Source organism: Kribbella sp. NPDC048837 (assembly GCF_055586945.1).
This window is the reverse complement of sequence record NZ_JBVJHF010000008.1, coordinates 31,181-58,156: the sequence shown is the minus strand read 5'-3', so window position 1 is coordinate 58,156 and position 26,976 is coordinate 31,181. Positions and strand designations below refer to the sequence as shown.

20 protein-coding genes and 1 riboswitch are annotated in these 26,976 nt (G+C 69.2%); of the genes, 6 read left to right on the top strand and 14 right to left on the bottom strand.

Annotated elements, in window-relative coordinates:
- The first annotated feature begins 157 nt into the window (after positions 1–157).
- Positions 158–1,087, top strand: coding sequence for a cation diffusion facilitator family transporter (locus tag ACZ6O0_RS32630; RefSeq protein ID WP_465768864.1), 930 nt, complete (start codon positions 158–160; stop codon positions 1,085–1,087).
- Positions 1,088–1,109: 22 nt separating this feature from the next.
- On the opposite strand, the gene ACZ6O0_RS32625 is transcribed toward ACZ6O0_RS32630, so the two are convergent.
- Positions 1,110–2,402 carry a M20 family metallopeptidase gene (locus ACZ6O0_RS32625; RefSeq protein WP_465769250.1) on the bottom strand — a complete coding sequence of 431 codons (1,293 nt, stop codon included), beginning with the start codon at positions 2,400–2,402 and terminating at the stop codon, positions 1,110–1,112.
- Here ACZ6O0_RS32625 and ACZ6O0_RS32620 point away from each other — a divergent pair.
- Positions 2,340–2,582, top strand: coding sequence for a hypothetical protein (locus ACZ6O0_RS32620; protein WP_465769256.1), 243 nt, complete (start codon positions 2,340–2,342; stop codon positions 2,580–2,582). The genes ACZ6O0_RS32625 and ACZ6O0_RS32620 overlap by 63 nt on opposite strands.
- Here the strand turns inward: ACZ6O0_RS32620 and atzF are convergent.
- The 6 genes from atzF to ACZ6O0_RS32590 form a co-directional block, all read right to left on the bottom strand.
- The gene (gene atzF, locus ACZ6O0_RS32615; protein WP_465768863.1) at positions 2,574–4,295 is read right to left on the bottom strand and encodes an allophanate hydrolase; all 1,722 of its coding nucleotides are present in this window, start codon (positions 4,293–4,295) and stop codon (positions 2,574–2,576) included. The two genes, ACZ6O0_RS32620 and atzF, sit on opposite strands and share 9 nt — an antisense overlap.
- The gene (locus tag ACZ6O0_RS32610; RefSeq protein ID WP_465768862.1) at positions 4,292–6,244 is read right to left on the bottom strand and encodes a 5-oxoprolinase/urea amidolyase family protein; all 1,953 of its coding nucleotides are present in this window, start codon (positions 6,242–6,244) and stop codon (positions 4,292–4,294) included. Before ACZ6O0_RS32610 ends, atzF begins: the two co-directional genes overlap by 4 nt.
- A gap of 2 nt (positions 6,245–6,246) precedes the next feature.
- Positions 6,247–6,864 (bottom strand): urea amidolyase associated protein UAAP2, encoded by a 618-nt coding sequence (locus ACZ6O0_RS32605; protein WP_465768861.1) that lies wholly within the window; start codon positions 6,862–6,864, stop codon positions 6,247–6,249.
- Positions 6,861–7,496: a DUF1989 domain-containing protein gene (locus ACZ6O0_RS32600; protein ID WP_465768860.1), complete on the bottom strand. Its 636-nt coding sequence runs from the start codon at positions 7,494–7,496 to the stop codon at positions 6,861–6,863. Before ACZ6O0_RS32600 ends, ACZ6O0_RS32605 begins: the two co-directional genes overlap by 4 nt.
- On the bottom strand, positions 7,493–9,070 hold the full coding sequence (locus ACZ6O0_RS32595) for an amino acid permease (protein WP_465768859.1): 1,578 nt from the start codon (positions 9,068–9,070) through the stop codon (positions 7,493–7,495). Before ACZ6O0_RS32595 ends, ACZ6O0_RS32600 begins: the two co-directional genes overlap by 4 nt.
- Before the next feature lie 53 nt (positions 9,071–9,123).
- Positions 9,124–9,232, bottom strand: a riboswitch (guanidine-I (ykkC/yxkD leader).
- 129 nt (positions 9,233–9,361) lie between these two features.
- Complete coding sequence (locus tag ACZ6O0_RS32590) at positions 9,362–10,549, bottom strand: aminotransferase-like domain-containing protein (protein ID WP_465768858.1); 1,188 nt, start codon at positions 10,547–10,549, stop codon at positions 9,362–9,364.
- A gap of 95 nt (positions 10,550–10,644) precedes the next feature.
- Here ACZ6O0_RS32590 and ACZ6O0_RS32585 point away from each other — a divergent pair, with 95 nt between their 5' ends.
- Both ACZ6O0_RS32585 and ACZ6O0_RS32580 read left to right on the top strand, forming a co-directional pair.
- Positions 10,645–11,637 (top strand): D-2-hydroxyacid dehydrogenase, encoded by a 993-nt coding sequence (locus tag ACZ6O0_RS32585; RefSeq protein ID WP_465768857.1) that lies wholly within the window; start codon positions 10,645–10,647, stop codon positions 11,635–11,637.
- Complete coding sequence (locus ACZ6O0_RS32580) at positions 11,634–13,019, top strand: amidase (RefSeq protein ID WP_465768856.1); 1,386 nt, start codon at positions 11,634–11,636, stop codon at positions 13,017–13,019. The genes ACZ6O0_RS32585 and ACZ6O0_RS32580 overlap by 4 nt, the downstream gene beginning before the upstream one ends.
- A 55-nt stretch (positions 13,020–13,074) precedes the next feature.
- Here the strand turns inward: ACZ6O0_RS32580 and ACZ6O0_RS32575 are convergent, their stop codons facing one another.
- Both ACZ6O0_RS32575 and ACZ6O0_RS32570 read right to left on the bottom strand, forming a co-directional pair.
- A complete protein-coding gene (locus ACZ6O0_RS32575; protein WP_465768855.1) occupies positions 13,075–14,013 on the bottom strand; it encodes an NAD-dependent epimerase/dehydratase family protein in 939 nt (312 codons plus the stop codon).
- Between the two features lie 72 nt (positions 14,014–14,085).
- On the bottom strand, positions 14,086–15,495 hold the full coding sequence (locus ACZ6O0_RS32570; RefSeq protein ID WP_465768854.1) for a serine hydrolase domain-containing protein: 1,410 nt from the start codon (positions 15,493–15,495) through the stop codon (positions 14,086–14,088).
- 60 nt (positions 15,496–15,555) lie between these two features.
- Here ACZ6O0_RS32570 and ACZ6O0_RS32565 point away from each other — a divergent pair, with 60 nt between their 5' ends.
- Positions 15,556–16,425 (top strand): diacylglycerol/lipid kinase family protein, encoded by an 870-nt coding sequence (locus ACZ6O0_RS32565; RefSeq protein ID WP_465768853.1) that lies wholly within the window; start codon positions 15,556–15,558, stop codon positions 16,423–16,425.
- Here ACZ6O0_RS32565 and sigJ read toward each other — a convergent pair.
- Positions 16,399–17,265 (bottom strand): RNA polymerase sigma factor SigJ, encoded by an 867-nt coding sequence (gene sigJ / locus ACZ6O0_RS32560; RefSeq protein ID WP_465768852.1) that lies wholly within the window; start codon positions 17,263–17,265, stop codon positions 16,399–16,401. The two genes, ACZ6O0_RS32565 and sigJ, sit on opposite strands and share 27 nt — an antisense overlap.
- A gap of 77 nt (positions 17,266–17,342) precedes the next feature.
- Between sigJ and ACZ6O0_RS32555 the strand changes: the two genes are divergently transcribed.
- Positions 17,343–17,711, top strand: a complete 369-nt coding sequence (locus ACZ6O0_RS32555; protein WP_465768851.1) for a DoxX family protein — start codon at positions 17,343–17,345, stop codon at positions 17,709–17,711.
- Here the strand turns inward: ACZ6O0_RS32555 and ACZ6O0_RS32550 are convergent.
- From ACZ6O0_RS32550 to ACZ6O0_RS32535, 4 genes are all read right to left on the bottom strand, one after another.
- Complete coding sequence (locus ACZ6O0_RS32550) at positions 17,708–19,831, bottom strand: M1 family metallopeptidase (RefSeq protein WP_465768850.1); 2,124 nt, start codon at positions 19,829–19,831, stop codon at positions 17,708–17,710. The genes ACZ6O0_RS32555 and ACZ6O0_RS32550 overlap by 4 nt on opposite strands.
- A gap of 82 nt (positions 19,832–19,913) precedes the next feature.
- Positions 19,914–25,616, bottom strand: a complete 5,703-nt coding sequence (gene pulA / locus ACZ6O0_RS32545; RefSeq protein ID WP_465768849.1) for a pullulanase-type alpha-1,6-glucosidase — start codon at positions 25,614–25,616, stop codon at positions 19,914–19,916.
- Positions 25,617–25,690: 74 nt separating this feature from the next.
- Positions 25,691–26,413, bottom strand: a complete 723-nt coding sequence (locus ACZ6O0_RS32540) for an SIR2 family NAD-dependent protein deacylase (RefSeq protein ID WP_465768848.1) — start codon at positions 26,411–26,413, stop codon at positions 25,691–25,693.
- A complete protein-coding gene (locus ACZ6O0_RS32535) occupies positions 26,410–26,970 on the bottom strand; it encodes a GNAT family N-acetyltransferase (protein ID WP_465768847.1) in 561 nt (186 codons plus the stop codon). Before ACZ6O0_RS32535 ends, ACZ6O0_RS32540 begins: the two co-directional genes overlap by 4 nt.
- Between the last annotated feature and the right edge of the window lie 6 nt (positions 26,971–26,976).

Here is a 26,976-nt window from a genome sequence, read left to right as displayed (position 1 = left end):
GCACGGGCTCCGGGACGAGCACGGGCACGGGGATGGGCGCGGAGACGGACACGGGCACCGGGACGAGTACGGGCGCGGGGATGGGTGGGGGCGTGAGGTTGGGCATGGGCACGGCCATGGGCATGGGCGGGCGGGGCGGGGCGAGTGGTGGGGGCCGGTGGGGTGGGTGGCGGGGGTGGTCCGGCCGCACCGGCACGATGTTGCGGAGTCTGTGGATGCGGCGCTCGAAGGGAGTGCGGACGGGATTCGGGCGGTGAAGGTCAGCTTGGCGGGGCTGGGGGTGACGGCGATCGTGCAGGGGCTGCTCGTCGCGGTCACTGGGTCCGTTGCGTTGCTGGCCGATACCGTGCACAACTTCTCGGATGCGCTGACGGCGGTGCCGTTGTGGGCTGCGTTCGTACTGGCGCGTCGGCCGGAGACTCGGCGCTACATGTATGGGTACGGGCGGGCTGAGGACCTTGCTGGGATCTTCATTGTGGGGATGATCGCGTTGTCGGCGGTGGTCGCCGGGTACGAGTCGGTGCGCCGGCTGATCGATCCGCAGCCGCCGGGGCATCTGGTCGCGTTGATCACCGCCGGGCTGGCCGGATTCGCGGGCAACGAGCTGGTCGCCGCGTACCGGATCCGCGTCGGCCGCCGGATCGGCTCAGCGGCGTTGGTGGCGGACGGGTTGCACGCTCGTACGGACGGGTTCACGTCGCTCGCGGTCGTGCTCGGTGCGTTGGGTGTGCTGGCGGGATTCCCACTGGCCGACCCGCTCGTGGGGCTCGTGATCACGATCGCGATTCTCGTCGTACTGAAGAGTGCTTGGACGGACGTGTACCGGCGGCTGATGGATGCGATCGACCCGGAGTTGCTGACCGCGGCCGAGGCGACTCTCCGCGGTACGCCCGGGGTCACCGCGATCGAGGACCTTCGCCTCCGCTGGACCGGACACCGCATCCGCGCCGAGACGAGCGTCCTCGTCGACCCGGCCCTCACGCTCGCCGACGCTCACGCGATCGCGCACGACGCCCATCACCGCCTGTCGCGCTCGTTGCCCAAGCTCCACACCGCCACGGTCCACGTAAGCCCCGCCAACCACTAACCCACGCACAACTGTGAGGGAGTTAGGTGAGGAGGCGGAGGGCGGTGAGGGTGTACGCGCGGGCGGCGGTGAGGAGCTCGGAGATCGCGACGGACTCGTCGGCGCGGTGGGCTTGGGTGGTGACGGAGCCCGGGCCTAGGACGACTACGGGTGCGCCGAGGTCGCGGGCGATGTAGCCGCCGTCGCAGGCGGCGGTCCAGCCGGCTAGTGGGAGGGCGGGACCGCCGGCGTCTACGCGGGCTGTCTCGGTGATGCGGACGAGGTCGGCGTTGGCTGGGGTTTCGAAGGCGGGCATCTCCATGGGCATGTCTAGGTCGACTGTCAGTCCGCGGTCCTCTAGGTGGAGCTCGGCGACGCATTGGCGGAGGTCTTCGAGCACGGTGGCGGGGGACTCGCCTGGGAGCAGTCGGCGGTCGGCGACGATCACGCACTCGGCTGGCACGATCGAGCCGCCGGTGCCGCCGTTGATCTGGCCTACGCTCCAGGTTGCCGGGCCGAGGAGGGGGTGCGGGTCGGCGGCGACTGTGGCGTGCAGGCGTTCGATCTCGGCGACGATGGCGGAGGCTCCGTAGATGGCGTTGGCGCCGTCGTCGGGGTTGCCGGCGTGGCAGGAGCGGCCGTGGATGGCGACGCGGAGGTAGGAGTCTCCGCGTGCGGCGATGATTGTCTGCAGGTCGGTCGGTTCCGCGGTGATGCAGCCGATGAAGGGTCGCTCGGTCTCGGCGACGTACGCGCGGATGCCCTTGCCGGTCTCCTCCTCGTCGACCACGGCGGCGAGCTCGACCGGTCCGCTCAAGGAGCATCCGCGGAGGGCGGCGAGGGCGATCAGCGCCGCCGCGAGGCCGCCCTTCATGTCGGAGGCCCCGCGGCCGTAGATCCGCCCGTCGCGGATCTCCCCGCCGAACGGGTCCGTCGTCCACCCTTCCCCAACCGGCACGACGTCCGTGTGTCCAAGCAACAACAGTCCCGGACCACCGCCAACAGAACCGTTGCCCCCAGCACCTTTATCCCCGCTGTCGGCTCCGGCTGCAGCACCAGGACCGGCTCCGGCTGCAGCACTGGCACCGCCTCTAGCACTGGCACCGGCTGGAGCATCGGGCCCGGTTCCGGTTGCAGCACTGGCACCGCCTCCAGCAAAGGCACCGGCGCCGGCTCCGGGACCGGCCCCGGTCGCTGCACTGGCATCGGCTCCGGCACCGGATCCGGTGTCGGCGGCACGGTTGTCCTCGGTGTCCGTGGTGCCGGGGCTGGCGTGGTTGTCGGTGAGTGTGATGGTGAGGTTGTCGCGGCCTGGCTCGACCTGGGTCGTCGTCACGGTGAGGCCCAGGGTGCGGGCGGCTGCGGCGAGGACTGCGACGGTTGGCGCCTCTTCGCCGGGTGGGTTCTGGCCGTGGGCCTGGAGGAGGGCGACGGTGACGCGCACGAGGAGGTCCTCGTCGATTCGGTCCAGGATGGCCTGCTCGGTGGGCGTTACGTTCATGCCGCCCTAGCCTAGGCTGACCTCCTCGCCAGAGCCGGAGTCCGCGGCCAGGTACGCGCGCCAGCCGCCGTACGATGTGATGTCGCGGGACGGATCCGCCGCGTCGGCGGTGCACACGAAGCCGAGGACCTGGCCGCCGTCGGACAGCTCTACCGGACCGATCGCGAGTGGTGGAGCGATCGTTGCGAGGAAGCCGCCGAGTTCGGCAGCCGGCATGCTCCAGAGTTCGACCTCGAGGCCAGGCCCGTCCGAACCAGAGCTGCCTGGTCCGCTGTGACCTGAGATGCCGAGCCCGTCCTCACGGGCGGGGCCGTCGAGGTTGGGCACGGTTCGAGTCAGGCCGGGGCGTGGTCCGTCGACCAGATACATGCGGTACGACGGAGCCGTGCGCGCAACCCGGTCGAGGCGGGCGCCCCGTCGGACGAGCTCGGCGTTCAACGGTTGCCCGCTCAGGTGTGCTCCGGCGACTGCCAGCAGAATCTCGCCGTCCGCCGACCCAACACCCGCACCCCCGACGTTCGCCGGCCCATCCTGCTCGCCGGACCACGTGGCGGCGAGGTTGATGACGACCTCGTCGTGGCCTGCGGGGGCCAGGAGTTGGATTCCGAAGGGGAGGCCGTCGGGGCGGTCTGGGCCGGGGAAGGCGATGGCGCAGAGGTCCAGGAGGTTGACCATGTTCGTGAAGCGGCCCAGGCGGCTGTTGACGGCTATCGGGTCCGCCGCGACCTCGGCCAGGGTCGGATGGTCGGGCGTCACCGGCAGGAGGAGTGCGTCGAGTTGCGTCCACAGATGTTCGCTCGCGCGGGCGAGTGTCGCGAGGCGGTCGAATCCGGCGAAGGCCTCCGCGGCGGTCAGGGACGCACCCTGACTGACGATCGCGCGGACGGTCGGGTCGACAGCAGGATCGTCGACAAGCTTCGAGCCGAAGGCGAGCCACCGCTCGGCGAGCCACGGCCCGGAGTACAGCAACTCCGCCGCCTCGAGCAACGGCCGTACGTCGACCTTGACCACCTCACCGAGCCGGTGCGCCTGATCGAGCGTCGCCTGCCAAGCCACCTCATGCTGTGGAGACAGGTCCAGCCCCACATCAGGCACCCCGATCACCGCCGAGGCGCGGGCCACCCGACCCGGCCGGGACCGGGGCAGCGACGAGACTCGCCGCGACCAGGCGTCGTCCGGGTCGAAGGCAACCATCACGTCGAACACCCGCCGCGCCGTAGCCACCGACCGAGCCATCACCGTCACGCAGTCGAGCGACCGGCACGCCGGTACGACGCCACGCGCGGACACGATCCCGCGACTCGGTTTGATGCCGACAATCCGATTGAAGGCAGCCGGTACCCGGCCACTCCCCGCGGTATCCGTGCCGAGCGCGAAGTCGACCTCCCCACGGGCGACCGCGACCGCGCTGCCCGAACTCGATCCACCCGACACGTGCTCGGCCGAGTAGACCGAGTGACAAGCGCCGTACGGCGACCGCGTCCCGACCAGCCCGGTCGCGTACTGGTCGAGATTCGTCTTCCCCACCGGTACGGCGCCGGCCGCCAGCAGCTGATCGACCACGAAGGCGTTGGAGGTCGCCGGCGAGGTGTTGCGCGGATCGCCCGCGGTCGTCGGCACACCGGCCAGGTCGATGTTGTCCTTCAACGCCATCGTGAGTCCGCGCAGCGGACCGGGTGCGGGCTCGATCGGGTCGACCCGCGTGATCCAGACAGGGTTGTCGTTCATGCGCCCCACCTCGCCCGCTCGGCCTCGAACGCCGCTCGTCGTTTCGCGCGCACGGTCGCGATGTCCACGGGTGCCTCCTGCTCGATCCGGCGTACGTCTGCGATCGAGAACGTGGCCGGGGTGACCCGCAGGTCCGCCCGACCGGCCGCGATCTCGGCCCGTTCGTGGGCGAGTTGCTCCGCGCTCACCGGGGTGAAGCGGATCAGGTCGAACTGCCGCAACAACCAAGGATGCTCGTCGGTTGCCGACAATCGCCAGATCGGGACCGTCCGCCCGACCAACTGGTAGCCGCCGGGTCCTTCCATCCCGTACACGCACAGGTAGACGCCGCCGATCCCGACCGCGTTCTGCGGCGTCCACGTGCGCGCCGGGTTGTACTTGGTCGTCACCAGCCGGTGCCGCGGATCGATCGGTACGGCGACCGGCGCGCCGAGGTACACGTCACCCAGCCCGACGACCAGGTACGTCGCCTGCTGCATGATCTCGAACACCTCGTCGCGCTGCCGCAGATCGTTGACCCGCCGGATGAACTCGACGTTGTCCGGGCACCAGGGCGCGTCCGACCGGACCGAGGTCGCGTACCGGCGCATCGCCTCGTGGGCCTCCGGGTGGTCGAACGCGATCGGCAAGGTCACCTCACGCGCCGGCAGCACCACGGTTTCGGGATCGTCCAGCCCGGCGGCGAGGAACGCGAGTCGCTCGGCGAGTTCGGTCAGTGTCAGCCGTGCCGAGTCGACCGCCACCAGCATCGACCGCACACCCTCGACGATCTCCGTCACGCCGCCCGGCAGGTCGGCGCGCAAGGACTGGGCCAGCAGGTGGATCCACACCCGGACCGTGAGATCGAGCTCGGCCGGTCCCGCCTCGACGAGCAGGTGCCGCTCGCCCGCGCATCTGATCGTGTACGGCGGCGCCGTGGCCGCACGCTCGCCGTGGTGCAGGGCCTTCGGACGGTCGGAGGTGCTGATCGGGGAGACGCTCTCCGCCGGGTCCTGCCGGAGATCACTCAGCCAATGACGTCGTACCCGGATCGCCTCGGTCGCCGCCGCTGGCGTCACCGGCACCAGCTGGACGGTGTCCCCGGCGCGGAGCTGCCCGAGCATCCACCGGTCGGCCTCGATCACCACGGCCGGTACGACGAAGCCGCCGAGCGACGGACCGTCCTTGCCGACGATGACCGGAGTATCGCCGGACAGCATGATGCCGCCGACCGGGTACGCCGAGTCGTGCACGTTGGACGGATGCAGACCAGCCTCGCCGCCGTCGGTCCGGGCCCAGCCCGGCGTCGGACCGACGAGCCTGATCCCGGTGCGGTCGGAGCGATGGTCGACAATCCAACTGTTGGCAAAGAACTCGTCGACACCCTCAGGCGTGAGGTGGTCCGGAGCGCCATGCGGACCCGCGATCACCCGGACCTGCCAACTGTCGGAGAACGCCGGCAGGTCGACCGACAGCGGGGTGAGCAGGTTCTCCCGCCGGCCCAAGGGAAGTTGGTCGGCGGCCGCAAGGGCGCGACCCTCCTGACCACCGAAACCACCGAGTACGAACGTCGACCGGCTGCCGAGCACGCGCGGAACGTCCAGCCCGCCCTCGATCGCCAGGTACCCACGCAGACCCGGACCGTCGATCAGGCCCAGGTCGAGGGTGGACCCGGCCGGCAGCCGGACAACCAGGCCGGGGCGGAACCGGATCCCGTCGATCGTCGCATTGTTGACCGCGCCACCGACGCAGACCAGCCGATCCTCGTCACAGGTCAGCACCGGACCGCTGACCACACACTCCAGCCCGGCCGCGCTGTCCGGATTGCCCACTGCCGAGTTGACCAGTGCGAAGCTGAGTTCGTCGGCCGCGCCGGACGGCGGTACGCCGACGTCCCACAGGCCCGGCCGCCCGGCCAGGTCCTGGATCGTGGTCTGCGTTCCCGGTCTGATGATCGTGATGACGGCCACCGTCACCACCAGCCCAGGAGCTGGATCGGCGTCGGATTCCAGCCGTTGCAGGGATTGTTGATCTGCGGACAGTTGCTGATCAGCACCAGGATGTCCCGGCTGGCGGTGAGCTCGACGTACCGGCCGGGGGCCGAGAGACCGTCGTCGAACTTCAGGTCTCCGGTCGAGGTGACCGGGACGTTCATGAAGAAGTTGATGTTGTGGGTGAGCTGACGCTGCCCGATGCCCGCCGGTCCGCCGTACGTCAGGAAGGTCTGGCGGCAGGCGTGCTGGTGCCGCGTGCTCACGCCGTACCGGATGACGTTGCTCTCCTGGGAACACGCGCCGCCGACGGTGTCGTGCCGGCCGCAGGTGTCGTCGGAGATCACCGCGAGTTCGTCGAGCCGGGTCGACAGCAGGCGTGAACCTGTGGTCAGGAAGACGGCCTGCTGTTCGCGGATCGTGTCGAAGGCCGAGTACCGGTTGTCGATGTCGTGCGCGTCGTAGAGCAAGGTGTCGACTGCCTGATTGCCATGCAGGTCGACAATCTGCAATCGACCACCCGCCGGCACGGTGATCAGTGCGCCGTCGCCCGGCTCCACCACGGTGTCCAGGGCGGTGCGCGTCTCGATGATGGTCATGCGATCAGCTCCCGGGTCAGCTCGAGCGCACGGACCGCTTCCTCGCGCAGCTCGAGCTCCGTCCCATCGGCAGAGCGCAGTTCGAGCTGCTCCGTCCCGTCGGCAGCCGCGATCTGTACGGCGACTCCCGCGGCCGGCCCGTCGGACAACGGATGCGGCGCGGTGGAGATGAACACCAAGAGGTTCTGCTCCGCCCGCAGCGTGACACTGTCCCCGGCGTGCGCGTGGCCGGGAACGAACGCGAGCGAGGCCCGCGCGTCGTCCGCGATGCAGACCTTCGAGAAGAAGTTGATGCAGCCGTGCAGATCCACTGCTCCGAAACCGTGCTTGGCCAGTTCGAGCAGCAGTAGTTGCTCAGGGCGTCCGCCGGTGAGGCAGTCGTGCCAGTCGAGGGTGGACGCGACGACCGTCGCCAGCGCGAGACCGCGGTCGGACATGAGGACCATGCCGGTGCGGATCCGCGCGGACATCTGCGACTTCAGCGTGTCCGGGATGTTCAGCCGATCGAGCCGATCGGCGCCGATGATCAGCACCGACGCGTTCGCGCCGTCGGCCAACGCGGTCAGGGTGATGCTTCGTCCGGCGCGGACCGGTGCCGACCACGCCGCGTCAGCGGGGATCTCGTGGTTCATGCGCCGGCCCCTTCGGCGATGGCGGGAGTGGCGGCCGGGACCACCAGGCCGATCGAGGCGTGATAGGCGGTGCGCTGGGCCCGGTAGGCGATCAGTCCACCCACGGCCACGATCGTGAGAGTGATCAGCGGTAGATAGTGCAGATACCAGCCCGCGCCGGCCGGGTCGTACACCTCGGCACGCGGCCACCCGAGGTTGATCGCCATCGCGAGCCCGTAGGCGACCGCGACGATGTTGACAATCAGACCGAACCGTCCGAGCGAGAACAGCGGACGCCCGTCCTCGTCCTTCCCGGCGGCCGGTCCGTTGCCGGTCAAGCGCCGTACCAGCAGGGGTGCGGTCACCATCAGATACGCGATGTAGAGCAGCATGATGCAGACGCTGGCCAGGCCGAGGAACAGGCCCGCGTTGCCGAAGTTCACCACGAGGCAGACGCCGGCGAGGATCCCGGGCACGATGGTCGCCGCGACCGGCGTACCGGTACGGCGGGACACCTGGCGCAACTGACGCGACGCCGGCAGGACGTTGTCACGCGCCATCGAGAAGATCATCCGCGCGGCCGCGGTCTGGATCGCGAGCGTGCACACGCACACCGCGAGCGCGACATCGAGGAGCAGCAGCTTGCCGGGCGTCGTACCAAGGCGGCTGGTCAGCACGTAGGGGAGACCCTGCGTGGCGAGATCGCCGTCGGTCAGCGAGGGCGCGGCCATCAGCGCGGCGACGATGAGGAACGCGCCGCCGATCCCGGACGCGACGACGGCCCGGATGATCGTCCGCGGCGTGGTCGCCCGGGGCTTGTGCGTCTCCTCCGACAGTTCGCCCGCGCTGTCGAACCCGACCAGCACGTACGCCGCCATCAACGCCGAGATGAGCAGGGGTACGACGTACCCGGTGGTGCTGTCGAGGTTCGTCGTGTGCAGGACCACGGACGGGCCGCGCTCGGCCGTGGTTGTCAACAATACGACGATCAGAACGACGCCGACCAGCTCACAGGTGACGCCGACCGAGTTGACGACCGCGGTGATCCGGACGCTGGTCGCGTTGAGAATGGTCGTCGCCGCGAGCAGGAGACAGCCCAGGACGACAGCGTTCGCCGCGCCGTCCTTCGACGAGAGCGCCGGGTCGGTCCCGACCAGCTGGAAGCCGGACCAGACCGCGGGCAGTACGACCTGCAGCGCGATCGCCGCGGTGGCGAGCGTGATGATCTGCGCGATCACCATCGTCCAGCCGGCGAACCAGCCGATGACGGCGCCGCCGAGCCGCCGGGCCCATTGATAGATCGCTCCGGACAGCGGGTAGCGCGCGGCGAGTTCGGCGAAGCACAGCGCCACCATCAGCTGGCCGGCGAGGACAGCGGGCCAGGTCCAGAAGAACGCCGTACCACCGAAGCCGAAGCCCAGTCCGAACAGCTGGAAGACAGTGGTGAGGATGGACACGAACGAGAAGCCGGCAGCGAACGACGCATAGCTGCCGACCCGGCGCGAGAGCTGCTGGGCGTAGCCGAACCGGCCCAGATCCTCAGCGCCCAGTGCATCGGTGGTGGGCGAGGTCAGTGTTTCAGGGGTGGCTGACATTCCGGCCTCCGTCGGTTCGGCCCGGAACGCACACGGCACCCGGGGCCCTCAAGGCCTCCCGGGCTTTTGTCCCGCCGTGGAACGGCGCCGTCACGACGGCACCGTCTCCCCTCTCGGACCAGTCCTGCCGGTAGTGGCAGCGGAACCCTAGGGGCGCCCCGCCGTGGCGGCGGGTCTCGACCAGTTCAGGGCGTGCCGGTTTCGCCGGCCGTCCTCGGGTGTAACAGGTCGGTTAACGAATTCTCTCACCAAGTGGCGGGCAGGTGAGAGCACAGAGAGCCGGATAGTTGCCTAGGGCACCAACTCGTCCACGGAGCGGCGGAGGCGGGCGATGCCTTCGTGGATGCGCTCCGGCGGGGTCGACGCGAAGCACAGCCGCAGTGCGTCGTGGAACCGGCCGGTGGGGGAGAACGCCGGGCCGGGGATGAACGCGACACCCTCGGCCAGCGCGATCTCGAACAGTTCACCGGTGTCGACACCGTACTCCAGCGTGACCCAGAGGAAGAAGCCGCCCTCGGGATCGGTCCAGCGGGCGATATCGCCGAAGTTCTCCCGCAGCGCCGTGTGCATCGCGTCCTTGCGGCGCTTGTACTCGAGTCGCTGCGTGACCAGATGCTCCTCGAGATGACCACCGGTCAGGAACCCGGCGAGCAGCCGCTGGGCCGGCAGGTTCGTGCATGTGTCCATCGCCTGCTTCGCGTTGATCAGCAGGGGCTGCAGCTCCGGATCGGTGTCCACCCAGCCGACCCGCAGTCCCGGCGCGACGATCTTCGAGAACGTCCGTACGGCGAACACCAGCGGATCGCCCGCACCGAGCTCACGCAGCGACGGCAACGGATCCCCGGCGAACCGCAGCAGCCCGTACGGATCGTCGTCGATCACCATCGATCCCCAGATACGGGCGAGTTCGAGCAGCTGGTGCCGCCGCTCCAGCGAGAGTGTCGCGCCGGACGGGTTCTGGAACGTCGGGATCGTGTAGATCGCCTTCGGCCGCCGTCCGTCGAGGAGCCGGGGGAGATCGTCGACAATCATTCCGTCGACATCGACCGGGACCTCGAGCAGTTCGGCGCCGTACGACAATGCCGTCGCGCTGCCGTTCGTGTACGTCGGTGACTCGACGACGACCAGGTCGCCGGGGTCGACGAAGAGCTTGCAGAACAGATCGAGCCCCTGCATCCCGCCCGCGGTGATCGTGAGCCGGTCGGGGGTGGTCTCGTCGCTCGTCCCGCGCAGCATCTCGAGGAGCGCGTCGAGCAGCGGCGGATCTCCCTCGGTGGCCGCGTAGTCGTACGCGTCCGGGCGGCTGAGTTGTTCGGCGGCGATCGCGGCGAGGACCGCCGATGGGACCGCTTCGGCGGCCGGTGATCCCATCGCGAACCGCACGATGTCGTGCGTCTGCTTGTGCAGCAACGACGTACTCGAGTCGATCACCGAGCCGACCAGTCCGGCCACGCGGCCGGCGTACGGGAGCGTTCGCAAGGGACTACCTCCTGAAGGCGCGCGGTCCTGCGAGTCAGTGTGCGACCAGCGGAGGATTGTTGACAATCCTACGGACGCCTTCCTAGCCTCGACGCATGCCACCTCCCGCCGGGCGCCCCGTGATCGCGGTGCTCTGTGAGCGGTCGTCCGCCGGTGAGCTGCTGATGCCGCCCGGGCTCGACGGGCTGGGCGTCGACTTCCGGTTCTGTGATGCGTCCGGGCTGGGCGAGGCGGTGCAGGGAGCGCGAGGCCTGCTGTTGTGGGACTACTTCTCCACGGCGGTTCGGACTGTCTGGGCCGAGGCCGGGTCGGTGGAGTGGATCCACGTGACGGCGGCGGGCGTGGACACGCTGCTGTTCGACGAGCTTCGGGATTCCGATGTCGTGGTGACGAACGCGCATGGGGTGTTCGACCGGCCGATCGCGGAGTACGTGCTGGGCGCGGTGATCGCGCACGCGAAGGACAGCCGGCGGAGCCTGGAGTTCCAGCGGCGGCACGAGTGGCGGCACCGGGAGACGCGCAGCGTGCTCGGTACGAACGCGCTGATTGTCGGCACGGGTGCGATCGGGCGGGAGACGGCACGGCTCCTCCGCGCCGCCGGCCTGCAGGTCCGTGGGGCCGGACGCGTGGCACGGCCGGCCGACCCCGACTTCGGCGAAGTCGTTGCCAGCAGCAACCTGTCGGCCGCAGCGGCGTGGGCCGATCACCTGGTCGTCGCGGCGCCGCTGACGGACGCGACCCGCGGGCTGGTCGACGCCGAGGTGCTGTCGGGAATGCGGCCCGGTGCACATCTGATCAACATCGCCCGCGGTCCGATTGTCGACGAAACCGCGCTGCTGAAGGCTTTGCGCGACGGACGGATCGCGGCCACCCTCGACGTCTTCGATCGCGAGCCGTTGCCCCCCGACCACCCACTCTGGGATGCGCCGAACGTCACCATCACCGCCCACATGTCGGGCGACGTGATCGGCTGGCGGGACACGCTCTCGGCCCAGTTCGTCGCCATCCTGCGCCGCTGGCTCACCGGAGAACCCCTGCTGAACGTGGTGGACAAGAAGCTCGGCTACGTCCCGACGGGAGATCGATGACGCAGGCAACGGAACTGGTCGAGGGCTACCGGATCGGGACGATCTCGCCGGTGGAGGCGACGCGGGCGGCGCTGGACGCGATCGAGCGGTACGACGACCAGGTCAACGCGTTCGTCCTGGTCGACACCGAGGGCGCCCTCGCCGCCGCGAAGGAGTCGGAGGCCCGGTGGCATTCAGGGGAGCCGCTCGGCCCCGGAGACGGCGTACCGACCTCGATCAAGGACGCGTTGTGGACCAAGGGCTGGCCGACACTGCGCGGCAGCACGTTGATCGACGAGGCCGGCCCGTGGCTCGAGGACGCCCCGGCCGTCGCCCGCCTGCGTGAGACCGGCGCCGTGATCCTCGGCAAGACGACCACCCCGGAGTACTCGTGGAAGGGCGTCACGGATTCCTTCGCGTACGGCGTGACGCGCAACCCCTGGGATCCGGCGACGACACCAGGCGGTTCGAGCGGCGGATCGGCGGCGGCCGTCGCCCTTGGGATGGGCGTGTGGTCGGTCGGCACCGACGGCGGAGGATCGGTCCGGATCCCGGCCGCGTTCACCGGGACGGTCGCACTCAAGCCGACGTACGGGCTGATCCCGTTGTATCCGCCGAGTGCGTTCGGGACGTTGTCTCACGCCGGGCCGATGACGCGGACGGTCCGCGACACGGCCGCGCTGATGGACGTGATCACCGGGTACGACGCTCGCGACTGGTCCGCGATGCCGACGCCGGCCGGCTCGTTCCTGAGCGGGCTCGATGACGGGATCGCCGGCCTTCGGATCGCCTTCTCGTCCGATCTTGGTTTTGCTGACAATGACCCCGAGGTCGAAGAGCTCGTCCGCGCGGCGGTCGGGGTCCTCGCGGCCGCCGGGGCCGAGGTGACCGAGGTCGATCCGGGGTTCGCCGATCCTCTCGACGCGTTCCACGTGCTGTGGTGGTCGGGTGCCGCGAAGATCCTGTCGGCGCACGACGTCGACGATCGCGTCGATCCCGGACTGCGCCGGGTGGCCGCGCTCGGATCGGCGTACTCCGCCGCTGATGTCCTGCAGGCGACCAACGTCCGGATGGAGCTCGGGCAGCTGATGGGACGGTTCCACCAGCGGTACGACGTGCTCGTGACGCCGACCCTGCCGATCACGGCGTTCCCGGTCGGACAGGATGTGCCGGACGGTTCGGCGTCACCGGATTGGACGAGCTGGACGCCGTACACGTACCCGTTCAACCTCACCCAGCAGCCGGCGCTGAGCGTGCCGTGCGGGTTCACTCGCGCCGGACTGCCCGTCGGGCTGCAGGTCGTCGCGGCGCGGCACGCGGATGCGCTCACCCTGCGTGTCGGCCAGGCGTATCAAGCGGCCACCGATTGGCACCTGCGCACACCGACCTTGCAGTCGCGATGAGCAAGTACGCGCGGAACGAGATCTACACCCTGCTCCCGGCCTCCGCCCCGGCCGACTAGAGGCCGTTGCGGAAGCCGTCGCGCCAGGAGGCGTAGCCGGGCTGCCAGCCGAAGGTCGCCTTGGCCAGGCTGTTGTCCGCGCCGCGGATCTCGTTGAAGGCGGCGACCCCGACGTCGCCGACAGCGAGCCGGCCCAGCCAGGCCGGCACGTGCCGCGGCGGCTTGGCGCCGAGGATGCGGGCGAACTCCGGCAGCCACACCGCCGCCTGCGCCGGGTCGTCGTCGGCGATCTGGAAGACGCCGGTCGCGTCGCTCTCGATCGCCTTCACCGTCGCGTCGGCCGCGTCGTCGTAATGGATGAACGACCAGATCCCGGTCCCGTCGCCGATCAGCGGCAGCTTGCGCTTCTGGATCATCTCGACCATCGAGCCGCCCTTGCCGATGTCGCCGGTCGGCCCGTAGAAGCTCCCGTACCGCAGCGCGACCCCCTCGATCCCGTCGGCGTTCGTGACGACCGACTCGAGGTGCTTGATCCCGGCCATCGTCTTGCGCTGCGCCGGCACCGGATCGGGGTCCAGCGGATCCGCCTCGGTCTTCGTGGCGGATCCGCCGTGCTGCAAGTTCCAGCCGGCGTACGACTGGACGACGAACCGTCGTACGCCGGCAGCCAGGGATGCGGCGAGCAGGTTGTCGGTGCCTTCGGTGCGGAGCCGGTTCGTCAGCGCGAAGCTGTCGTCGAAGTGCTTCAAGTCGATCCCGCCCTTGAGCGCCGTCATCTGATGGACGACGACCTCCGGGCGGACCGACCGCACCGCGGCCGCGACCGCGCCGGCGTCGAGGCCGTCCGCGAGGACGACGTCCGCCCCGAACGCCCGCACCCCGGCCGCGCCGGACTCCGACCGGATCATCCCGGTCACCTCGTGCCCGGCCGCGACCAGCTGCGGCACCAACGACCGGCCCAGTCCGCCGGTCGCACCTGCTACCAAGACCTTCATGTCATTCCTCCGTCGTCTGTTGTTACGACCCGGAGGACACGCGCCGGTCCCGGCTTGTGACAGTGACGCCGATCACGTCTCCGAGGTGATCGTGAAGGCGGTCGGTCCGAAGGAGACGTTCTGGGTGACGTCGATGGTCAGCTGGTCCGCCGGCGGGTGGCAGCTGAGCGTGAGGACGAACGGCGTCTCGAGGAAGCGGATCGTCGCCACGAACCTGTCGCCATCGAGGTGAGCGCTGGAGACCACGCGCTGCCCGACCTGCGGGTCGGCCTCCTTGAGGACGCCGACCGAGTTGAGCTCCCGCCAGTCGCCGGGAGCACAGACGATGTCCACCGGGTCGGTCGCGCCCGGCTCGAGACCGGCGAACGTGAACGTGCCGGTGCCGTCCGGATCCAGCCGGACCGCGGTCAGCCCGGTCGCGTGGTCGTCGGTGAAACGGTAGGTCTGCCCGTTCCCGGCACCGGCACCCGCGGAACCGGTGGGTGGAGCCAGCTCCAGGCGCTCCGGCCTCGCGACCGGCGTGACCTCCTTGCCCTCGAGGGCCGGCAGCAGGTGGTCCCAGACGGTGTTGAGAATCGCCTGCATGTCGGTGGTCGCGCTGGTGATGATGAGCGCCGCGTCGAACGCCGGGAAGATCAGGCAGAACTGACCGAACGCGCCGTCGCCGCGGTACGTGTTGTGGCGACCACGCCAGAACTGGAAGCCGTACCCCTGCTTCCAGTCCGGATTCTCCTCGGTGTCGTTCGGCACCTGCTTCGAGGTCGCTGCCTCGAACCACTCGGCCGGGACGAGCTGCTTGCCCTCCCAGACGCCGCGCTGCAGCAGCAGCTGCCCGAAGGACGCCAGCGACTCGGTGTTGATGCTCAGGCCCCAGCCGCCGACCGTGATGCCCTCGGTCGACACCTGCCAGCTCGCCTCGGTCGCGCCGAGCGGCTCGAACAGCCGCGGCCGCAGGTAGTCGAGCAGCCGCTCACCGGTCAGCCGCTGCAGGATCGCGGACAACATGTACGTCGCGCCGCTGTTGTAGGCGAACACCGTGCCCGGCTCGTGCTCGACGTCGAGACCGAGGAAGACCTTGATCATCCGGCGGTCCCGGGACAGCGCCTCGACGGTGTCCTTGTCGTGACCGGTCGTCATCGTCAGCAGGTGCCGGATCTTCATCGCGGCCAGGTTGTCGCTGATCGTCTCCGGCAGTTCGCCGGCGTCGAAGAACGAGATCACCTGGTCGTCGAGCGACAGCAGCCCGGCGTCGATCGCGAGCCCGACCCCGGTCGAGGTGAAGCTCTTCGACACGGAGAACAGCAGGTGCGGGTCGGTCAACCGGTACGGTGACCAGGCCTCCTCGAGGACGACATGACCGTGCCGCAGCAGCATCACGGTCTGGATCTCCGGCGGGGCGGCGTCGAGCGCCGCGACGAATGTGTCGAGCGCGGCGGCCGACAACCCCTGGGCTTCTGGTGTACTCCGTGGAAGTCTGCTCACTCCAGGCACGCTATCTCCCGAACGGACAGATATCAGGTGAGTCCCGCCAGACGAGCAGCTGTGATTGTCAACCCGATCAAGGTCCCCGACGGCTTCCGCCCCACCGTCGAGACCGCGGTGACCGAGCGCGGCGTGGACATCGCGCTGTGGCTGGAGACGACCGAGGAGGACGCGGGAGTCACGATGGCCCAGCGGGCGATCAAGGACGCCGTCGACCTGGTCGTGGTGGCGGGCGGTGACGGCACCGTGCGCGTCGTCTGCGCCGAGCTCGCCGGGACGGACATCCCGGTCGCCGTCCTGCCGGCCGGGACCGGGAACCTGCTGGCCCGCAACCTCGGCATCTCGCTCGACCTCGACGCCGCGCTGGCCGAGGTGCTCGACGGCACCGAGCAGCGGATCGACAGCGTGCTGATCGAGGGCGACGAGCTGGCCGGCGACCGGTTCGTCGTGATGGCGGGCCTCGGGCTCGACGCGGCGATCATCGCGGACGCCCCGGACGACCTGAAGAAGCGCGTCGGCTGGGCGGCGTACGTCGTGTCCACGATCAAGAACCTGAACCATCCGTCCGTGCGGGTCGAGATCGCCGTCGACGACCAGCCGCCGGTACGCCGCCGCGCGCGGACCGTGGTGATCGGCAACGTCGGCACCCTGCAGGCGAACATCCCGCTGCTGCCGGACGCGGTCCCGGACGACGGGCTGATCGATGCCGTCGTCCTGACGCCGCGCCGGATCAGTCAATGGCCCCGGCTGGCGCTGAGCCTGGTGATCAAGTCGTGGCGCGAACAGCACATCCAGCGGTTCACCGGGAAGCGGATCCGGATCACCGCGGCGAAGACGGTACGACGGCAACTGGACGGGGACACGATCTCCGACGGTCGCACGCTGAGCGCGTCCGTCGATCCGTCAGCCCTGGTCGTGCGCGTGCCCTGACGGCTGCAGGTGGGCGAGCTTGTCCGGGTTCACGATGCCGTGGACGGCGGTGATCGCGCCGTCGGCGATGACGAACGACCAGACCGCGACGGTGCGGTCCGCGGCGTCGTGCATCCGCAGCGCCGGCTGACCGCCGACATGGGCCGGTACGACGCGGAGTCCCGAGGCGGCCAGTTTGGTGAACGCGCCGATCGCCATCCGGGCGACCTTGTCGCCGCCGTGGATCGGCCGCGGGAACGCCTGGCCCTTGCCGCCGCCGTCTCCGGTGAAGGTGGCGTCGGGGGTGAGGAGCTCGACGAGGGCCTCGAGCTGACCGTCCTCGGCGGCCGCGACGAAGCGCCGTACCAGCTCGTCGCGCTCGTGGGGTGACGGGTCGAAGCGTGGCCGATTGTCGGCGATCCGGCGACGGGCGCGGACGGCGAGCTGGCGGCAGGCGGCCGGGGTCTTTCCGATGATCGCGGCGAGGTCGTCGTAGGAGTAGCCGAAGACGTCGTACAGCAGGAAGACCGCGCGCTGGTCGGGGGAGAGGCGCTCGAGGACGACCAGGAACGCGGTGGACAGCGAGTCCGAGAGGGCGGCCCGGTCGGCGAGGTCGACGTACTCGTCGATGGCCGGCTCGGGCAGCCACGGTCCGAGGTAGGTCTCCCGCTGCCGGCGCGCCGATCGCAACTGATCGATCGCCAGCCGCGTGGTCACCGTGGTCAGGAACGCCTTCGGCGACTCCACCCGGTCCTCGCGATGGAGCCGCAGGTACGCCTCCTGGACGACGTCCTCCGCGTCGCCGAAGCTCCCCAGCATCCGGTACGCGATCGACAGCAGCAGTGGCCTGAGTTCCTCCATCACACCTTTCGAGACGATCGACGGTGTCTCCCGGTGACAGTGTCACAGGATCGGATAGCCGAACGTCTGCAATCGACATGAACACGATCACCTGGATCCTCACCGCCGCACTGGCTGTGGTCTTCACGATCTCCGGTGTCGCGAAGTCCACGATGTCTCGCGACCGCCTGATCGCCACCGGCCAGACGGGCATCGCGCCGTTCCCGATGCCCGTCGTCCGCGCGGTGGCGATCGCCGAACTGCTCGCGGTCGTCGCGCTGTTCGTGCCGTGGCTGACCGACACCGCCCGCGTCCTCACGCCTTTGGCCGCACTCGGCCTGGCCGGCGTGATGATCGGCGCGGCGACCTCGCACGCCTCTCTCCGTGAACCCAGATCAGTAGCCGCCAACACCACCCTTCTCGCCCTGGCCGCCTTCGTCGCGGCGGCCAGGTTCGCAACCCTCTAGCGCCGCGGGCCGGTCTTGTACCTGCCGAGCAGGCTCGCCGCGTCCGGTGTGGCTGCGGTGAGCTTGGCGGCACTGGCGAGCACCGGTTTCGTGGTGGTGAAGAGCCAGGTCTGGAACAGGCTGTCGAGCTGCTGTCCCGAGATCTTCTCGGCCAGTGCGATGAACTGGTCGGTGGTGACGTTGCCGTTGCGGTTGGTCTTCGCCCAGGTCCGCAGGATGCTGAAGAAGTCGGCGTCTCCGACGGCCAGCCGCAGTTGGTGCAACGTCATCGCGCCGCGGGCATAGACCGGGAACTCGAACAGGAAGTCCGGCCCGGGGTCGCCGATCGGCAACGTCCAGAACGGATGGTCCGCCGGGAACACGTTGTAGAAGAAGTCGAACGTCTCCTGCGCCGTGCCCGTTCCCTCGCGTTCGCTCCACAACCACTCGGCGTACGTCGCGAACCCTTCGTTCAGCCAGATGTGCTGCCAGCGGGCCACCGCGAGACTGTCGCCGAACCACTGGTGGGCGAGCTCGTGCACGATCACGCCCTGCCCGTTGACGGTGTCGGTGAAGAAGTCCCGCGCATAGATCGGCCGGGTCTGGTTCTCCAGCGCGAACCCGAGACCGTCGGCGTCGTCGACGATGCCGCCCGAGGCCGTGAAGGGATAGCGGCCGAACGTGTCGGAGAGGAACCCGACGATCTCGGTCTGCCGGGCGAACGACGCGTCGACGACCTCACCGGTGGTGGGTGGAGCGTCCGCGGCGCTGCCCACGATCCAGTCGTTCGGGTTCGGGGTGCTGCCGGCTGGCGGGCCCGGCACGGTCCAGCCGTCGAACGGATCCGCGTCGGCCTCGAACGACGTCGTACCGGCGCCGGTGGAGACGACGATGTCGTCCACGACGACGCCCGGAAGCTGGACCGCGTCGTCACTGGCGTAGGTGATCGACACCTCGACGTTCTTCCCCGCGTACGCCGACAGGTCGACCTTCCACTGCTCGTACCCGTCACTGCGGCCGCTCGCTGCCCACCAGGAGCCGGTGGACCCGGACGGTGTGCAAGCCTCGTCGGACTCCGCGGTCTGGTAGTGCTCGAGGAACGGATGCAGCTCGAGCCAGAACGGGCAGACCAGGCCGGTGTCCTGGCTGGTGTGGCCGTTGACATCGGGCAACGTGGTCCAGTCGTCCTGGCCGACCGTGTGCGCCTCGACGAACGCGTAGTCCCACCCCGCCTCGGTGTCCCGGGTGATCCAGAACGACAGGTTCGCCCCGGCCGCCGGCACGGTGATGGTCCGCGCCAGCCGCTTGTACGACGGCTCGCCGGTCGCCACCCGCTGCGAGATGGCGTACTGCTGACCGGTCCGCGGCACGGCCTCGTCGAACAGGTCCGGATCGAACGCGTCCCAGTACCGGATGCCCTGCTTCTGGTACGCACGCAGCTCGAACTGGCCGATCGTCGCGGTGGTCAGGTACGACGCCATCGGCTCGCGAGCGTCCCAGGTCCAGGTGGTCCAGCCGCGGCTGGTGCGCTTGTCCTCCAGGACGCCGTTGGCGACCGCCTCGAGCCCGGCCGGAACCGCGATCTTGAACGTGTACGCCGCCTTGTCGGTCGGATGGTCGTTCACCGGGTACCAGGTGTCCGCGACGTGCGGTTCGCCGATCACCACGGTGCCGTCGTCGGTGTGGACGAACCCGCTGCCGTCGCTGAGCGTCTCGGGCACACCGTCGTACCGGATCACCGCGGTGAAGTCCTTCGACTTGGGCAGCCCGGACCGTGGTTTGACGGTGAGCTCGTCAGCCGCGCGGGACCAGTCGGCCGGACGCCCGTTGACGGTGATCGAACGTACGGTGAGGCCCTGCAGGTCCAGGTTGAACCGGGACAGGTTCTGGGTCGCGCGGGCGCTGATCGTGGCGACACCGGTGAGCCGGTCGGTCGTCGGCGCGTACTTCACGTCCAGCAGGTAGTGCTTGACGTCGTAACCACCGTTCCCGTCGGTGGCGAAGTACGGATCGCCGGCGCCCAGAGCTCCCGGCGTGAATGGTGGTGTGTGATCGGACGCTGGTGCCGTCCCCGTCCCCAGACCGAGGCTCAGCGCCGAGACCAGTGCTCCGGACAGCAGCAGACTCGCTCGTCGGAACATCTCTCCCCCTCGGATGCGCTGTGCAATTGGTCAGCTTTCGACGCTACGGAGCACAGCGCATCCAGGGAAGGGTTCAGCGGGTTCAGGTCTGGATCAGTACGGCGACCGTCCGGGCCGGGACCGTGACCGTGCCGGAGGACGCGGTCCAGGTCGTCTGCTTCACGACCGGGTCCGAGCCCGCGGCCTGGACCGGGGACAGGGCCAGATTCGCGCCGGCCAAACCCGGGACCTGCTGGGTGACGGGGGAGCCGGTGGAGTTGAAGACGACCAGGACGCCCTTGAGGGCCGGGTCGACGTTCGGGCCGACGGTGTCGTCGACGCGCATCGTGATCACGCCGGGGGTCGCACCGCTCACCGGGAAGCTGAGCTTCGCGTTGATCAGATCGGCCGAGCCCAGCCGGAACAGCGGGGTCGAGAACCGCAGCTTCAGCAGATCGGCCGCGGCGGCGGAGGCGGTGGCGACGTCGGCCGCGGTCGGCTTCAGGGCCGGGTTGGCCAGGAGCGGCTTCATGTACGTCCACTTGGCCTCGTTGTCGGCCTTGGGTGGCAGACCGTGGCCGAAGCCGTTGTCGGCACCGGTCCAGTCGAGGGTGTTGAACCAGTCGCCCGAGTCGTAGGAGTTGCGGTCGAGCGACTTGCTCCGGAGCAGGTCGGCGCCCGCGTGCCAGAACGACGGGGTCTGGGCCAGCGCGGTCGTGGCCAGTGACACCGTGTTCATCCGGATCCGGTCCGGCATCGTCATCGATGTCGGCAACTTGTACGTGAGCGTGTCCCACAACGTCTCGTTGTCATGGGCATCGACGTAGGTGATCACCTCGTCCGGCTGGTCGGCGTACCCGGCCGGTGAACCGTTGTAGTCGACCTGATCGCCGCGGACGACGTCGCCCGAGGACGCAGACCGGAAGCTGAACGACCGCAGGTTGCCGGCCAGACCGAGCTGGATCAGGTCGGTGTCATGAGCGAGTCTTTGCGCTCGTTCGGTCGGCGTGCCGTTGATCGGGTCGCCGTTCGGGTCGCTCGCCTCGCCGGAGCCGAAACCCTGGATCCGCGGGTTGTCGTCGAACGGGCCGCCGCCGCGCACGCCGTCGCGGAGCCGGTCGGAGAACGTGCCGATCCCGGTGCCGCCGAGGTTGCCCTGCCGGGCCTGGACGAAGAGCGCGTCGTCGGCGACCTCGCCGAAGTTCCAGCCCTCGCCGTACACGTAGATGCTCTTACCGTCCACGCCGTCCTTGGCGAGCGTGAGCTTGTCGAGCGCGGCCCGGACCTTGAGCATGTTCGCCTTGCTGTGGTGGCCCATCAGGTCGAAGCGGAAGCCGTCGACGTGGTAGTTGCGGGCCCAGCTGACCGTGCTGTCGACCATGATCTTCTCGGCCATCGCGTGCTCGGTCGCGATGTTGCTGCAGCAGGTCGACGTCTCGACCTTGCCCGTCGCGTTCAGCCGCTGATAGTAGCCGGGGACGACCTTGTCCAGCACGGAGGTCGGCGCCTGACCGGCGGCCGGGGTGTGGTTGTAGACCTGGTCCAGCACGACCCGGAGGCCGGACTTGTGCAGCCCGCCGACCATCGTGCGGAACTCGGCGACGCGCGCCAGGCCGTCCTTCTGGGTCGCGTACGAACCCTCCGGCGCCAGCCAGTGGTACGGGTCGTAACCCCAGTTGAACCCGTCCTTGGCCGCCACTGCCGTCACGCAGGCCTGCTGCTGATCGGAGTCCGCCGGGAACGACGCCAGATCACAGGCCGGCGTCTGCTGCCCGGTCTCCGGGATCGACGCGATGTCGAACGTCGGCAGCAGATGCACGGTGTTGAGGCCGGCCGCGGCCAGCGAACGCAGGTGCTTGGTCCCGTTGCCGTCGTCCGCGAACGCCAGGTAGGTGCCGCGATGCGCGGCCGGCACGGTGCTGTCGTTGATCGAGAAGTCGCGGACATGCAGCTCGTAGATGGTCGAGTCGACACCCCGTGCGAGCTTCGGCGCCGGTGTCTTCGACCACAGCGCCGGCTTCCCGGCCGCGTCGTTCAGATCGACCGCGACGGAGTACGCCGAGTCGGTCGTGAGCGCCACCGAGTACGGGTCGGTGACGACGTTCGTCTCCACCTTGCCGGTCGACGGCGCGTAGACCTTGACCTCGTACCGGTAGGAGGCGTTCTTCCACGACGGTGATCCATCCACGGACCACGAGCCGTCGTTGCCGAGCCGCATCGGCACCCGGCGCGAACCGACGAGCAGCGTCACCGCCTGGGCGGTCGGCGCCCACAGCGTGAACGTCGGCGCGTTGCCGTGCCAGGTGACGCCGTACGAGCGTCCGGTCGCACTGCCGTAGACGTCGTCGAGCACACCGGGTATCTGCACACCGGTTGCGTCCAGCAATCGTCCGGCATCGTCGTACTGCGCCAGCCCGAGCTGCCCGGTCAAGATCTTCTTGGCATCACCATGGTCGAGTCTCAGCGCGGTATAGCCCTCCAAGGCCGGGAACTTGGCCAGAACCGACGCAGGGATCCCAGCCGGGTCGTAACGCAGTCCGGACGACGTACCGCCGATGTCGTCCGCGTCGACCTTCAGCGAGCCGTCGGTCGACCAGTGCAGCCGCCAGCGCGACCGCTCCGGGTGGGCAACCGCCGGTACGGCGAGCAGATCCTTCGTGAGCCAGTAAGCCTTCGCCTGGCTGAGGTCCGGCTGCGCACCCGGCCGGGAGGTCGTCACCGTCAGCATGTGGGTCGCGATGACGTAGGAGAACGTGACCACCAGTCCGTCACCCGGAACGGTGAACGGGATGTTGGGACCGTTGCGAACCCCGCCGGCGCCGTAGTTCTCGTCGAAGGACAGGTTGTGCGCGACCTTCGCCTCATAGCTGCCCGCTCCCAACTCGCTGGTGGACCAGGTGTAGGTCCCGTCGCCGTTCTCGTCGGTCAGCCAGGGTCGCATGCACGACGGGTCCCAGTCGCCCGGACAGCCCAGCTCGGACTGGAACGAGCCGGGCACGGTGATGATCGGCCCCTCGGCACTGGACGTCACGAAGTGCCGGCCTTGCTCGTAGTAGAAGGTGACCGGAGTCCCGGGTGCCGTGTAGGAGATGTTGGCACCGTTCTGGACGCCGCCGGCGCCGTAGTTCACGTCCCAGTTCTTGTTGAGTGCCGCCTTGTAGGCGTGCTCACCGGCCGGGCTGGTGTAGGTGCCCTTCCACACCTTGTCCTTCGGGTCGAGCGTCAGCTGTGCCTGGTCGCAGTCCGGAGACCAGTCCGCCGCGCAACCCATCTCGCTGTTGTGATCACCGGGCACGCTGACGTTGGCGGGCTGTACGACGGGACCAGTGCCGCCACCACCGCCGCCACCCGGCGTGGGAGCGTCGCCGACCATGCCGTACGAACCGGACACCGAGTAGTTGCCCCACGCATCCCGCAGCACGGCCCGGTACTCGAGCAGGGTCCCCTTGGGCAGCCCGGACACGTCCTGGAACACCCGGTACGGCGCGTTGTCGTCGGAGCCGAGCCGCTGCCAGGCCGTCGTACCCACCGGGCGGTAGCCGAAGGTCACGGTCACCGGAGTGTTCTCGGGCACGGCCGCCGCGATCTCAGCACGACCGCCGACCGTCGCACCGAGCTCCGGCGAGCTCATGTAGACCGCCGGCGCCTTGGACCGCGACGGCACCTTGCTCTGTGCCTGGTACACGGTCACCGACAGCGGTGCCTGGCTGAGCAGCACCCTGCCCTCACGGTCGGTCTTGACCGCCTTGGAACCGCCATAGACCGGCTTGAGCGAGGTGTTCGGACCGTACGTCGGAATCGTCGCGGACGCGGCCGTGGTCGAGTTGTTGGCGACCACCAGGTACTCGACGTTGTCGGCGCCGAGCCGGCTGAACGCGTACAGGCCATTGGTGTTCGAGGAATACCGGTGCACCTGGCGACCGTCCGCCAGTGCCGGGTACTTCGCGCGCAGCTGTGACAGCGCCGCGATGTGCTTGTACATCGGCGCGTTGACGTCGTACCGGTCCTTGCTGCCGATCGTCGTCGTACCCGTGCCGTCGACGACCTCGTCGTCGGTGTAGTCGGCGGTCTTGGTCGCGAACATGTCCTGCCGCGCGTCCTTGTCACCGCCCGGGCCGGTGAAGCCCTGCTCGTCGCCGTAGTAGACGACCGGCTGACCCCGGGTCAGGTACATCAGCGAGTGCGCGAGCTTGTCCCGCGCGAGCAGCTCCTGGCCGTTCGCGCCGCCCTGCTTGATGAACGTGCCGACCCGGCCCATGTCGTGGTTGCCGAGGAACGTCGGCAGCTGGTACGCGTTCGAGTCCGCGTCGGTGTAGTAGTCGTCGTTCGCGTAGAGGTCCCGCAGCTTGGTGCCCGAGTCGCCCTTCGCGTAGGCGACCGCGCTCTGCTGGAAGCCGAAGTCGAGCGTGGCCTGCAGCGCGCCCTTCGTGGTGTACGTCGACATGAACGTCGGGTTCGCGTCGAACACCTCGCCGAACATGAAGAAGTCCTTCGACCCGGCACTCTTGGCCGCGGCCAGGATCGCGGGGGAGAACTTCTGCCAGAACTCGATGTTCACGTGCTTGACGGTGTCGATCCGGAAGCCGTCGATACCGAACTCGGCCCAGGTCTTGTAGACGTCGATCATCCCGTCCCGCACCCGCGGCTGCTCGGTGAACAGGTCGTCCAGGCCGACGAAGTCGCCGTACTCCGCGCTCTCGCCGGCGAACGTCGAGTCACCGCGGTTGTGGTACAGCGTCGGGTCGTTCAGCCAGGCCGGCACCTTGACGTTCGCGTCGGCCTCGCTGTGGAAGAACGGCTTGTTGGGGAAGGAGGTCTGAGCGTCCATCGGTGGGAACGTGTCGCCACCGGCGTACTGCTTGTCGTCGAACACGTTGCCGGACGCATCCTTGTACGGCGACGTGGACTTCGGGATGTACCCGTACTGGCCGGACTCGTAGTCGATCACGTCCGCGGTGTGGTTGGTGATGATGTCGAAGAAGACCTTCATCCCCTTGCGGTGCGCCAGCGTGATCAGCTGCTTCATGTCCGCGTTGGTGCCCAGGTGCGGGTCGATCTGGGTGAAGTCGGTGATCCAGTAGCCGTGGTACCCGGCGCTCACGTTGGCGCCCGTGCCCTGCACCGGCCGGTTCTTGAACGACGGCGTGAGCCAGATGGACGTCGTACCGAGCGACTTGATGTAGTCGAGCTTCTGGATCACCCCGGGCAGGTCGCCACCGTGGTAGAAGCCCTTGTCGGTCGGGTCCAGGCCGGTCTGCAGCCGGTCGCCGGTCAGGCCGCCGGCGTCGTTGGCCGTGTTGCCGTTGGCGAAGCGGTCCGCCATCAGGAAGTAGAACCGCTCCTTGGTGAGGTCCTTGCGCAGACTCGGTGACGCCAGCGTCTTGTCCGCCGGGGTCACCGCCGAGCCGGCCAGGTCCACCGGCTTCACGGTGACGACGTGGCTGGTGTCGTCGTAGCTGAACGCGAGCTTGGCCGGCCCCTCGATCCGCAGCGGGATGTTCGGGCCGTTCAGCACGCCGCCGGCGCCGTAGTTCTCGTCCCAGGCCTTGTTGACCGTGACCTTGTACTCGTACGAGCCGGCCGGCACGTCGAAGACCTTCGTGTACGGCGCTGCCGCACCGAGACTGGTCGCGTCACACCCGGGGTCCCAGTCGCCCGGGCACCCGAGCTCGCTCTGCAGCGACCCGGCCAGCGTGATCACCCGCTCGGCGGCCACCTGGGCCGGCGCGGACGACGCCGTACCGAGTCCGAGAACGATCACCGCCGCCGCGGTGAAGCCTGCCGTCCAACGCCTGAACCCGCGCATAACGGTTCCCCTCCCAGCCGGTGACCCTGGGCGGACGCTAACTCGCAACGTTCACCGTGAGGAGGGCTCGAATGTCACGGTAAGGTCACGAGGTCCGGGAGGGTGGTCTCGATCGGGGTGTGCAGGACTGTGGTGGCCTCGTCGTCGTACGGGGTGGCCTGGGCGTTCAGGATGATCAGCGGCTTGCCGGCGGTGAGTGCGATGTCGCAGAGGCCGGCTGCTGGGTAGACCTGGAGGGACGTGCCGACGGCGAGGAAGACGTCGGCGGATTCGGTGGCCGCGACTGCACGGTCGAGTACGGCGCGGTCGAGGGACTGACCGAACGAGACGGTCGCCGACTTCAGTACGCCGCCGCACACCTCGCAGGCCGGGTCCTGGTCGCCTGCGTCCAAGCGGGGGAGGACGTCGGCCATCAGGATCCGGCGACCGCAGGCGAGGCAGTCGACGGACCAGACCGTCCCGTGCAGCTCGTGGACGAGGTCCGGGGACGAGCCGGCCTTCTGGTGCAGGCCGTCGACGTTCTGGGTGATCAGTCCGGTCAGGCGGCCCTGGCGTTCGAGCTCGACCAGGGCCAGGTGGCCCGGGTTGGGCTCGGCGGTCCAGGCCGGCGCGGCCAGGCGGTGCTTCCACGCCTCCACGCGGACCTCGCGACTGGCGACGTACTCGTCGATGTCGAACATCGCCTGCGCCGCCGGGTTCTTCGTCCACAGTCCCTGCGGGCCGCGGAAGTCGGGGATCCCGGACGCGGTCGAGATCCCGGCTCCGGTGAGTACGGCGATGCGGTCGGCGTCGATCACGCCTCCGACCGTAGCGGCTCCCACTCGGTCGCCAGTACCGACATCATGATCTCGTCCACCCACTCGCCGTCCCACAGGAGCGCGTCGCGGAACCGTCCCTCGACCACGAAGCCGGCCTTCTCGTACGCGCGCTGGGCCCTGGGGTTGAACGCGTACACACCGAGGCTGATCCGGTGCAGGCCGATCTCCTCGAGGCCGTAGCCGACGATCAGCCGGGTGGCCTCGGTCCCGAGCCCGCGGCCCTGACCGGCCGGCCCGATCAGGATCCGGAAGTTGCAGCACCGGTTGTCCGGGTCCCACTCGTTCAGGACGGCCTCGCCGACCACCTCGCCGGAGGCCTGGTCGACGATGGCCAGGTCGAGCCGGTCGGTCTGGTACTTCCGGGTCCGGTACCACTGCCGGGCCTTCTCCTCGCCGATCTCGCCGTGGCTCCCGGTCAGCCGGGTCACGTCCGGGTCGGCCATCGCGACGGCGAGCGCGTCGTAGTCACCCTCGTCCACCGGCCGGAGGACGACGAGCTCCCCGGTCAGCGTCGGCTTGTGCGCGAAGTCGGTCACAGCACG